This is a genomic window from Vibrio tubiashii ATCC 19109, from assembly GCF_000772105.1.
Classification (GTDB): domain Bacteria; phylum Pseudomonadota; class Gammaproteobacteria; order Enterobacterales; family Vibrionaceae; genus Vibrio; species Vibrio tubiashii.
On record NZ_CP009354.1, the window covers coordinates 1,599,359 to 1,610,946 of the forward strand.

The 11,588-nt window shown below is 44.2% G+C and carries 8 protein-coding genes; 4 read left to right on the plus strand and 4 right to left on the minus strand.

All coding sequences use genetic code 11. The features are described from left to right. Window positions 1–69 precede the first annotated feature (69 nt). The 4 genes from rsmF to IX91_RS07235 form a co-directional block, all read right to left on the minus strand. The gene (rsmF, locus tag IX91_RS07220; RefSeq protein ID WP_004743366.1) at window positions 70–1,491 is read right to left on the minus strand and encodes a 16S rRNA (cytosine(1407)-C(5))-methyltransferase RsmF; all 1,422 of its coding nucleotides are present in this window, start codon (window positions 1,489–1,491) and stop codon (window positions 70–72) included. 109 nt (window positions 1,492–1,600) lie between these two features. Beyond that, window positions 1,601–4,234 carry an MlaD family protein gene (locus IX91_RS07225; protein WP_004749470.1) on the minus strand — a complete coding sequence of 878 codons (2,634 nt, stop codon included), beginning with the start codon at window positions 4,232–4,234 and terminating at the stop codon, window positions 1,601–1,603. Beyond that, entirely contained in the window at window positions 4,227–5,486 is a 1,260-nt protein-coding gene (locus IX91_RS07230) for a paraquat-inducible protein A (RefSeq protein ID WP_004749469.1), read from the minus strand. The genes IX91_RS07225 and IX91_RS07230 overlap by 8 nt, the downstream gene beginning before the upstream one ends. Before the next feature lie 33 nt (window positions 5,487–5,519). Continuing rightward, window positions 5,520–7,316, minus strand: a complete 1,797-nt coding sequence (locus IX91_RS07235) for an ABC transporter ATP-binding protein (RefSeq protein ID WP_004742838.1) — start codon at window positions 7,314–7,316, stop codon at window positions 5,520–5,522. Window positions 7,317–7,422: 106 nt separating this feature from the next. Between IX91_RS07235 and IX91_RS07240 the strand changes: the two genes are divergently transcribed. From IX91_RS07240 to IX91_RS07255, 4 genes are all read left to right on the plus strand, one after another. Then, window positions 7,423–7,896: a GAF domain-containing protein gene (locus tag IX91_RS07240; protein WP_004742837.1), complete on the plus strand. Its 474-nt coding sequence runs from the start codon at window positions 7,423–7,425 to the stop codon at window positions 7,894–7,896. A gap of 100 nt (window positions 7,897–7,996) precedes the next feature. Then, a complete protein-coding gene (gene proQ, locus IX91_RS07245; RefSeq protein WP_004742836.1) occupies window positions 7,997–8,626 on the plus strand; it encodes an RNA chaperone ProQ in 630 nt (209 codons plus the stop codon). 17 nt (window positions 8,627–8,643) lie between these two features. After that, window positions 8,644–10,641, plus strand: a complete 1,998-nt coding sequence (prc, locus tag IX91_RS07250; protein ID WP_004742835.1) for a carboxy terminal-processing peptidase — start codon at window positions 8,644–8,646, stop codon at window positions 10,639–10,641. Between the two features lie 137 nt (window positions 10,642–10,778). Continuing rightward, entirely contained in the window at window positions 10,779–11,441 is a 663-nt protein-coding gene (locus IX91_RS07255; RefSeq protein WP_004742834.1) for a hypothetical protein, read from the plus strand. Window positions 11,442–11,588: the final 147 nt, after the last annotated feature.

Genomic DNA, 11,588 nt, shown 5'->3' on the forward strand with positions numbered 1-11,588 from the left:
ACCTAAAGTGTAGTCCAAGATTCGGAAATCGCTAGGCTCTCATAGAATTTCATACTATTGTTTTACCGATTAGAATAGATTTTTATCTCTTACTAATTCACGCGGTAAACCATTCTTAATTCGATTTCCAACCCATTTTCCTAGACCAATCACATCGTTACCTAATTTAACGATCACTTCACCTTTGCCTGATAGGCCCTCGGGGCGAACATCACGACCCATAAACCATTCTCTAGCATCGTCGACTGAAAGTGCTACTGATGTTGCCTCAGTTCCGTTAGTAAGTGCTGTTGCCACTTGATGCTGCCAGCGATAACCTTTTTTATGAGCCTCGGCGATCTTTATGCCCATTCGTGAAAAGCGCAATTCGCCTAGCATAGGCTCCAACGCGTGTGGAAATAACCATACATCGTTGTCGCGTAGCCAAACAGAACAATCGCTAGGTAGGTCGATATCTAAGGTTGCTTTTAGCTGGGTTTGAATGTCAGCTTGGGTTTTGGTATTTGCTTTTTCGAAAGGAAACTTGCCCAGTCTTTTCTTCACTTTCGGTGCTTCGACCGAACCAAGCTTTCGTATGCGGGCAACAAAGAAGCCTTCGCAGTCATAAACTTGAGGGAATATGTGCAAGAAACCCTCTTCAGTTAGGGCTTTGTCCGCGTCTGGAAAAAGGTCGCTCAAGCTTTCAAAACTCACCTCTTCATCAAACACCTCTTTGAGGTGATGACAAACTTGCTGATTTTCTTCAATGCTCAACGTACAGGTGGAGTACACCATCACGCCACCAGGTTTCAAAGCATGAAACGCACTTTCAATCAGATCTTTCTGCGTATCTGAAATGGAAATAACAGACTCTTTTGTCCAGTTTTTCATTGCGTCTGCATCTTTGCGTACGGTTCCCTCCCCAGAACAAGGAGCATCAATCAGTACCGCATCGAACTGCTCTGGTAGCCAGCCGCCGAAAACGCGACCATCGAAGTTGCTCAATGCCGCATTGCGAACCCCACAACGCTCAATATTGGCATGCAAGACTTTGACTCGACTGGCAGAAAACTCATTCGCTACCAATACACCGCTATTTCCCATACAAGCAGCAATCTGAGTGGTTTTTGAGCCTGGAGCAGCAGCCATATCAAGTACACTTTCGAACTCATTGCTTTGCTGAAACAGTGCAGAAACGGGCATCATTGAACTGGCTTCTTGAATGTAGAATAGACCTGACATATGTTCAGCGGTGTTTCCTAGCGGAACTTCAGACTCATCTGCTTCAATCCAAAAACCTTCATGGCACCAAGGTACTGCTTCTAATTGCCAACCTTTGCCTTTAGCTCGTTCAAGAAATTCATCTACGGTTATTTTCAGCGTATTGACTCGAATACTCTTGCGCAGAGGGCGCTGACATGCAGCGACGAAATCGTCCATGTTCAGACCTTGAGGAAGAATGGATTCGATTTCAGACAGGAACTCTTCTGGTAGATAAACGTTATGGTGCAAAGCTTTGTCTCGACTGGCTTAAAAGGTCGCTGATTATAGCCAAATAATAGGAAAAACGCAGCGGTTAGGCTGCGTTTTATTAGGTAAATAGTGAATAATTCGTTGAGTGCTAGGGTTTAGGAATAGCCGCTCGCCATTCTTTCCAACCATCTTCTGCTTTAGCGTAAAGATAGAAAGATTGACCTTGCTCAGCGATTGGTTCTAGCTGTTTTTGCTCTGGAGTGGAGAAGGTGATACCTCCACGAACTAAACTATCAAATGTACCCGCTTTGATGTTTGCTCCAGTTAAGCCGATAGACACATCAACACCTGATGTATTCCAGAAAACGCTATTGCGTCGCACCAGGTAAGCGTAATTAGGGTCAATGACTACGGTAGAAACCACGCGATCAGCAAATTCTCCCAATTCAACCTTAGTCACTTCACCGACTTCAATCTCTCGGTAAAGGACAGGTGTACCGGCGCTGATTGAGCCGCGAGATTCACTTTGCAGAGTAAAGGTAACGCCACGGATAGCTTTCTTATTGGTATGCAAGGCGAATTGGTTCTTAGTTTTCCCCTTACCTGGTTGTACGCTGATGGATTGAGCGAGCAAGTTCTGAATATTCTTGACACCCCGTAAACCAACTTCCGCTTTTGGTAGCCAGAAGTAAGAGCCTTCAACGGCAATCGTATCAGTATACTCCGGAAGAATGCGCGCTTTGACTTCGACACTCTTACGCTCAAAGTTAGGCACCACAAGCGTTACTTCACCGACTTTTACGCCGTTATAGTTGATGCTTGTTCCCTTCGAAAGTGTGTTCTCGCCTTCAAGCGTCAGAGTGATCACTTGGCCAAACTTACGAGCCGTCTTGAAATCTTTATACAGTAGCCATTTGTCATTTTGCTTATTGTCGACCCCTGGCAGTGAGTCAAACGCAATGCCACCTTGAATCAGGGATTTGAGTGGCGCGGCCTTAACATTAATACCCGCAAGGCTGGCATCAATCTCAACGCCGGAGCGATTCCAAAATACGGTTTGCTCTGTGACTAAATGTTTATACTGGTTTTCGATACTGGCTGAGATAATGACGCCACCATCAACTAGATAGAAATCAGCCACGTTACCAACTTGAAGGTTACGATAGAGCAGTGGGCTACCTTTGCTAATCGGAGGCAACTCGTTAGCGTACATCGTTAACTTAGTCGACCCAGACATATTGTACTTCGCTAGTTCAGCCAGCGACTTACTTGGGTAGAGTCGATACTCTTCCAGTGCGTTTTCTTTTCCTTCACTGACAAAACTGATTGAACCAGTCAGGAGTTGTTTAGCAGGTGGGACGCTGATATTTAGACCAGACTCTGTCAATTCAGCACTGGCACTGCCGGTCACAAAGAAACGGTTCTGAGATTTGATCAAATGGGCGTAATCGCTATCAACTAAAGCGTCGAGTTGAACTTTATCGTCCACTAAACGAACTTGAGTCACACTACCGACACTAATACCGCGATAGAGAATATGAGCGCCCTCATCTAAGCCAAATGAGTTGTCTGCAACCAAGTGAACCGACACCGAGCGAGCTTGTTGGCGATTAAACTCATCCTTTCTAACGGCACTAAACTTACGCGAGCGATTTCCTTCACCCGGCACAATCGTTAAGAAGTTACCTTTAACGATGTTGGCAATGTTTTCCACACCGGAAAGTGACACTTTGGCTTCTTCGAGAATAAATTTACTGCCCGTGGTCAGCATATCGCTGAAAGCGGGTTGAATGGCTGCTGAAGCGATAATACTTTCGCGGCCATTACTCAGTTCTAAATCAGTGATCTGGCCGATTTCGATACCGCGATACATGATTGGCGCACCGTTTTCACTGATGTTGTTGTTGTCTGGAAGCTCAACCTTAATTGCAATACCACGACCTGCCGTTTTGATGTCGGGGTAGAGCCTAAATTCAGTGTTGTCAGCAACAGGCGCGCCTCCATCTGGAGAGTCAACGGCGATAGAGCCGCCAATTAGTGCGCTTAGGCTTTCAAGACGCACATCGACACCTTCAAAACCAATATTGGCACCAATACCGCTTACGTTCCAAAAGCGACTGTCATCGGTGATGATATGTCGGTACTCATCTTGGATAGAAGCTTGAATTACGACGTGTTTTGAATCTGAATGGAGCTGATAGCTATATACTTCGCCAATTGGAATTTTACGATACACAATTTGCGAACCAACAGAGATTCCTCCAAGGTCACGCGCTTTGAGTGAAATATTCAACCCTTCACTTGCCATAAGATCAGATGGCGCGCGCTCTAGAGCTGTAAACTCTGTTTCTGGCTCTGACGGGTTACTGCTCGGTGATATGGCGATGTAGTTGCCTGAAACTAGCGCATCGAGCCCAGAGATTCCTGATAGGCTCGCGGTAGGCTTGACCATCCAAAATCGAGTCTCTTTCGTCAGCAGTTTGGTTGCTTCAGGGTAAATATCTGCGTCTACATAAATACTTTGCAAATCTTCCGCTAGGTTGATGTCTTTCACCATACCCACTTCTAGGCCCTGGTAGCGAATGGTTGTTCTACCTGCAATTAGGCCTTGTGCATCAGAAAAGTAGATTTGGACACGTTGCCCAGCATCTTGAACCGCTTTAAACACCAACCATCCTGCTAATACCATGGTCAATATAGGTAGCAGCCACAATGGCGATAGCCCTTTATTGCGCTTGATATTAGGCGAGTAAGAGTTTTGTGTCGGAGAAGGATTACTCATTTAGTGACTCTTTGTTTTTGTTTTCGTCTGGGTAGTTATCCCAAATCAACCTCGGATCCATGCTTTCTGCAGCTAGCATTGTCAATACAACAACGATACCAAATGCAACCGCCCCATACCCGGGCGTGAAATCAAGGATTTGGCCTCGATCAACTAATGTCATCATGATGGAGATAACGAACAAGTCCATCATGGACCATCGACCGATCCACTTAATAATGAAATAGATGGTCATTCTGTGTCTGTGGTAGACCTTACGCTTAAACTGGATGGCGAGTAGTAGATAGGACAAGCCAAGAATTTTCGCGACAGGTACAACAATACTGGCGACAAAGATAATTACAGCGATTCCCGTCATGCCGCTTTTAACTAAAGAAGCGACCCCTGAAAAGATCGTATCTTCCAACCGCTTACCATTGGTTAGAAGAATGGAAATAGGGATTAAGTTGGCTGGGAAAATCGCAATCGAAGCGGCAATGAGGTAAGCCCATGTTTTTTGAATCGAACGCGGCTTACGGTGGTGAATAGGGCTATGACAGCGTTTGCACTCAGTCCCTTCAGGTTGAGATAGGTGACAATGGTGACAGTGTAGCGTTTTTTCTATTGCAGCGTACTTGTCTTCTGGTTCATACACTTCCCAGTACCTGCGGACACTCACGCGAGTGACAAGTAGCACGGTTGATACCTGAAGAAGCAGTAGGCCTATCAAACCAGGCCCAACAATGATGTCTGAATAGTCTTGTAGTTTGAAACAAGAAATGGCGATACTCACCAAGAACACGTCGATCATCACCCAAGGTTTTAAGTGTTGGACAAGGGCTAACGATACCTTGAGTAGTTTAAATTGGTGATACTTTAAGGCGATGTGCGCCGTCACTACTGAACTGCAAACAATCAACGGGGCGATAGAACTACAGAAAAAGATCAGTAATGAGAGCATAACGAAGCCTTCTTGAAACAGAGTAAAGACTCCGTCTGGAAGGGTCGCAGGTATCATGACGCCAAACAGGCGAATACTAATAAAATCGAAAAAGTGGGAAGGAATAAACAGTAGCAGACAGGTTAGCGCAATCGCGAGATTACCTGAAAGAGAAGGGCGACCGCCTCGGTATAATTTGGTGTTACATCGAGGGCAGTAGGCACTTTTACCGCGCTCGACTGTCACTAAATCAACAGGGAGCTCACAACCATCGCATAGTCGAATCGACGTTAAGGACGATGAGTGGGCGCGGAGAGGTTGAGGGGGGCTCATTGCTCCCCTCCGCTCAAATAGGCATAGGAATGGTTAACTGTGCGATTGCACATTACCATATAATGTTTGATATAAACCTTGTTGTTCAACCAACTCTCCGTGTGTACCCGCTTGGCTCACTTGCCCATCTTCTAGTACGTAAATTAGATCTGCTTGTTTTACCGCAGATAATCGGTGCGCTACGATCAGTGTAGTACGACCTTGCAAAAATTCTGTCAGTGCTTTATGCAAGGCTGCTTCTGTCGCCGTATCAAGGGCGGACGTTGCCTCATCCAAAATGACAAACTTTGGATTACTTAAAATCATTCGCGCAATAGCTAATCGCTGCCTTTGACCACCAGACAAACGGATACCGCTTCGACCTATTTGTGTTTCTAAGCCGTCACTTAATTGGCTAATGACATCTTGCATTTGTGCAATTTCAAGTGCCCGCCACAAATGCAAATCATCGTAGGTCGAACCAAGGGTCAGATTATGCCTTAAAGTGTCATTAAATAGTATAGGCTGTTGTAATACAACGGCAATTTGGTCTCTAATTATGTCAAAACTGATATCGTCAGTGGTTTGACCATTAAATCGTATTGAGCCTGAATTCGCTTGGTAGACACCGATTAGCAGTTGGATAAGGGTTGATTTTCCGCCACCACTGGCACCAACTAATGCTACCTTCTTTCCGGCCGGAATAGACAGATTAAGATTGGTTAAGACCTGAGTTTCTTCATTATAAGAGAAGTTTACATCTTCTATCTCGATATCTACTTCTCGGTCTTGAGTAAATGGATTGACCTTGCTGACAGGTCGATGCTCTTCCTCTAAATCGAGTAGGGCATTGATACGTTTTAACGCTGCTTTCGCGCTGTACCAAGAGAACTGAATACCCAATAGCTCCTGCACAGGAGAAAGCATAAACCACAAGTAACCAAAGACGGCGAAGATCTGGCCGATGGTCAGGTCACTAAACAGCACCATTAGCATGGCGACCGCTCGGAATAACTCAAACCCTAGCAAAAATAGTAGGAATGACACTCTCCCTGCCGCTTCCGATTGCCAAGCATACTTATCCGCATCAACACGAATCTGGTTAGCTTGATCCTTGAGTTCATTGAGGAACTCTCGTTCTCTATTGGCGGCGCGCAGTTGATAAATACCGTCCAAGGTTTCAACCAAGCGATTTTGAAAGCGTTCAAAAGATTGGTTCTCACGCTTTTTAAGGTGCTTAACCTTGCTACCTAGCTTGCGAGAGAAATAAATGACGACTGGATTAACCAGCAGTATAAACAGTCCAAGACGCCAATCTAGCCATAGTAGAACACCCGCTGTACCAATGACGGTCAACAGGCTAATTAAAAACTTACTCAGTGTAGAGCCAATGAACTGGTCGATAGTCTCTATATCAGTGATAAGGTGCGCATTGATGCCACCGCTGCCACGCGTTTCGTATTGACGAATGCTAATGCGGCCAAGCTTATCGATCATCTTGCTGCGCATTTGGAAGGTAATGGTTTTTGACACCAAGGTAAATTGGCGGCTTTGTAGAATGCTTAGAGCTTGGCTCGCACTGCGCATAATGACCACCAGCAATAGAGTCAGCGCGATGTAGCCTGTTGGTGTCTGCATTGAAGTAGGCAGCATGGCATTCATTGCCTCTAGCCCTTTACCCGGTTGATTAAGAAGGACTTCATCCACCATGAGCGGCATTAATAGAGGGATCGGCACGCTGATTAAGGTCGCAATCAGCGCGATGACATTGGCAAGTATTAGTTTCGACTTGTGCTTTTTTACTTGAGTTATCAACCAAGAACGGCTAATAGTGTTGGGATTATCGATCATTATAATGAGAATGCTTACTATTTAATGTTTTGCGGCGATTGTACGCAGATTTATGTTAGAAGTCTCTAATTTTACAAAGGTCACGAATTTTCAAAAGGATGTAACAATGAAAATAGAACATTACCACCGCTTAACCAAGCAAGCTGCGTCATTAATTGAATCTGAAACCGATCTTATTGCGAATCTATCGAATGTCAGTGCTTTGCTTAACATGGAGTTAGACAATCTAAACTGGGTTGGTTTCTATCTAATGAAAGACGGTGAGTTAGTTCTTGGCCCATTCCAAGGTAAACCAGCTTGTGTACGTATTCCTGTTGGTCGGGGTGTATGTGGAACAGCGGTAGCAACGAACACCGTACAACGCATATACGATGTGCATGAGTTTGAAGGTCATATTGCTTGTGATGCAGAGAGTAATTCTGAGTTAGTTATCCCATTTTCAATTAATGGTGAAATTGCTGGGGTACTAGATATTGATAGCCCTAATGTGGGTCGATTCAATGAAATTGATGAGGAAGGACTGACATTTTTGATGAGCGAAGTAGAAAAGCTGCTTAATTCACACGCTATCGGGGCATAATTTGTCTATTGAGTGTGGTTTTTCGCTTGCAGGTCACTATAATACCTCAAATATTTAATTCTTAATGCTCGCGGGCAAGCCGCAATAACCAGGAATCCTCATGGAAAACACTGAAAAGTTAAAAAACAGCAAAGAAGTTATCGCATATATTGCTGAATGTTTCCCTAAGTGCTTTACTTTAGAAGGTGAAGCAAAGCCACTTAAAATTGGTATTTTTCAAGATCTTGCGGAGCGTCTAACGGACGATCCAAAAGTAAGCAAAACTCAACTTCGTGCAGCGTTAAGACAATACACTTCATCATGGCGTTACCTTCACGGTGTGAAGCCAGGTGCAGTACGTGTAGATTTAGATGGCAACCCAGCAGGTGAGCTAGATGAAGAACACGTAGAACACGCGAAAACAGCACTAGCTGAGAGCAAAGCGAAAGTGCAAGCTCGTCGTAAAGAGCAAGCGCAAAAAGCTCGTGAAGAAGGCAAAGCGAAAGCTAAGCCAGCTGCGAAAAAGCCACAAGGCCGTCGCCCACAACAGAATAAAGTACAAAAAGCCAATAAGCCGGTAGAAACGCGTGCTTTGAATGCTGACGAAGTAAAAGTTGGCAATCAAGTAAACGTCAATATGGGTAAAGGAAACATGGCTGCGACTATCGTTGAAATCAATAAGGAAGATGTGCGTGTTCAACTGTCTAACGGCCTACAAATGGTTGTAAAAGCGGAGCACCTACGCGCATAAAGGAGATACTCCTACGCATGAAATGCCGTTCAAAAATGTCGCTGATCGCTGCTAGCTTATGGCTAGCAGCTTCTTCAGCCTATGCTCTAGAAGCAAAAATTACCCTTGAGGACTTACCAGTCCTTTCTCCGGAAGCACAACACGCTACAGCAAGTAAGCGTGTCGAAGAAAAGCTTACCAGCTCTCACTACAAACATATCAAACTCAATGATGACCTATCGCGTAAGATCTTTTGGCGCTATGTCGAATCGTTGGACTACAACAAGAACGTCTTCACTCAAGCTGACATCGATGCCATCTCTAAGTGGCAAGACTCTGTTGATGACCAGTTAAAGTCGGGCGACACTCAAATTGCATTTGAACTGTACAACTTGTCGATGAAGCGTCGTTATGAGCGATTTGTTCATGCGCTTAAGCTTCTTGATACAGAAATGAAGTTTGATATCGATGAGAGTATTGAACTTGATCGTAGTGAAGCGACTTGGCCAAAAGACACGGCAGAGCTTGATGAGTTGTGGAGAAAGCGAGTCAAGTATGACGCGCTAAATCTGAAACTCACAGGCAAAGAGTGGGACGAAGTCAAAGAAGTTCTTGGTAAACGATACAACAACGCTTTGAAGAGACTCAGTCAAACGCACAGTGAAGATGTGTTCCAGTTCTATATGAACGCATTTGCTCGTGAAGTGGATCCTCATACTAGCTATCTTTCCCCTCGTAATGCCGAGCAGTTCCAAACAGAGATGAATCTTTCTCTAGAAGGGATTGGTGCAGTATTGCAAATGACCGATGACTATACTGTCATTCGCTCTTTAGTTGCTGGTGGTCCGGCTTCTAAGAGTAAGCAACTGGGCGAAGGTGATCGAATCATTGGCGTTGGTCAAGATGGTGAAGAGATTGTTGATGTCATTGGTTGGAGACTTGACGATGTTGTGCAGCTGATCAAAGGCCCGAAAGGCACCAAGGTTAATCTGGAAATCTTACCTGAGGGTAAAGATAAGAAAGCATTCACGGTGACCCTAGAGCGTGACAAAATTCGTTTGGAAGACCGCGCTGTTAAATCTGAAGTGTTCGAGAAAGACGGCAAGAAGATTGGTGTACTTGAAGTCCCTAGCTTCTATGTCGGTCTAGCAAAAGATACTGATAAGTTGATTTCTGAGCTAAAAGAGCAGAATGTTGATGGTATCATCGTCGATCTTCGCAATAACGGCGGCGGTGCTTTGACAGAAGCTTCGGCACTAACCGGACTATTCATCAAGAGCGGCCCAGTGGTTCAAGTACGTGACAGCTACGGCCGAGTCAATGTGAAAGGTGACTTTGATGACCAGATCAGTTATGACGGTCCGATGAGTGTCTTGATCAACCGTAATAGTGCATCAGCATCAGAGATTTTTGCGGCAGCGCTCCAAGACTATGGTCGTGCCGTGATTCTTGGTGAAAACTCTTTCGGTAAAGGTACGGTTCAACAACACCGTACGCTTGGCAAGATCTATGACTTGTTCGATAAAGAGCTTGGTTATGTTCAGTACACGATTCAGAAGTTTTACCGAATCGATGGTGGTAGTACACAAAATAAAGGTGTAGCGCCTGATATTGCGTATCCAACTGCAGTTGAGCCTAGCGAAACCGGTGAGAGTGTTGAAGATAACGCTCTACCTTGGGATAGCATCGACAAAGCCAAATATGAAGTGTTACAGCGTAACTCTGAGATGGTTAATCAGCTAGCCACCAAACATGAAGCACGCATTGCCAAAGATCTTGAATTTGGCTTTATCGCTGAAGATATTGCTAAGTACAAAGCAGAAAAAGACGACAACACTTTATCACTGAATAAGAAAACTCGTCAGGCTGAGAGCGATCAAGCAGATGAAAGACGTTTAGCTCGAATCAACGAACGTCAGAAAGCTGAGGGTGAAGAGCCATTTAAGTCTTTAGATGATGTACCTAAAGATTATGAAGCGCCTGATGCTTACCTTGATGAATCTGTAGCTATCATGGTTGATATGATTAAATCGTAAGTTTAATCAATGATTTAAAAAGCGGACCTAACTGGGTTCGCTTTTTTTTTACTAATAATTAATGTGATTTAGATCAATTTTTTCGCTAAATAAACTTTGTGTGCCTAAGCTTAAAGAAAAAGAGTAAGGAGCACGCTATGAGATTGATTGTTTTGATATCGCTAATGTTTAGCTTCTCAGTGCTAGGTAATGGGGTACGCGACAACAGTGACTTAACGCAGTTTGACCACCCATTCTTACTAGGTGATTGGTATTTGGTGAATCCAAACCCAGAGAAATCACAAGAAAACTTTTTGGCGATTAAGCTAACGCTTGACTCAAACTACAGCTTTAAAATTGATATTCAAAAACGAGATTATTCGGTCGATCACTGGGAAGGATTTTACACCGCGAATGAAGATACCATTATTCTGGGATTGGATACTTCAGAGCCACAAGTTTACCAGTATGCTGCAAACCATAATCTTTTGAATCTTAACGGAGTCACCTTTACTAAAGCGCTATCAAATTCTCTGGCTGGAATGTGGTCGAGTGCCCATTTTGAAGGCGATGAAGCTTTGTCGAGTGATGTTCATAAACTCGATCTTATCCTTCAACCTGATTTTGTATTTATGTTCAGAGTGAGTAACGATGACGGTGATGAAGCGGTACACAGGGGCGTATATTACACTGAAGGGGAGCATTTAGTTCTTTTATACGAAAACGGCGAACATGAAACTCGCTACATACTCAATAAAGATACCCTTACGTTAGAAATGGAAGAAGGCTCTTTATACGCCGTACTCAATCGAATACGTTAGTGAGATAAGTGTGAGGTTTGATGACTATCTAGACAAATAGTTTGAGTTCGACGTCAACAATAGACAAAAAACGAGGTATTTCTTAGCAGAGCCTCGTTTTTTTGTATCTAGAGTTGTAAGCTAACACGCAATTCGTCAGCGTTGATT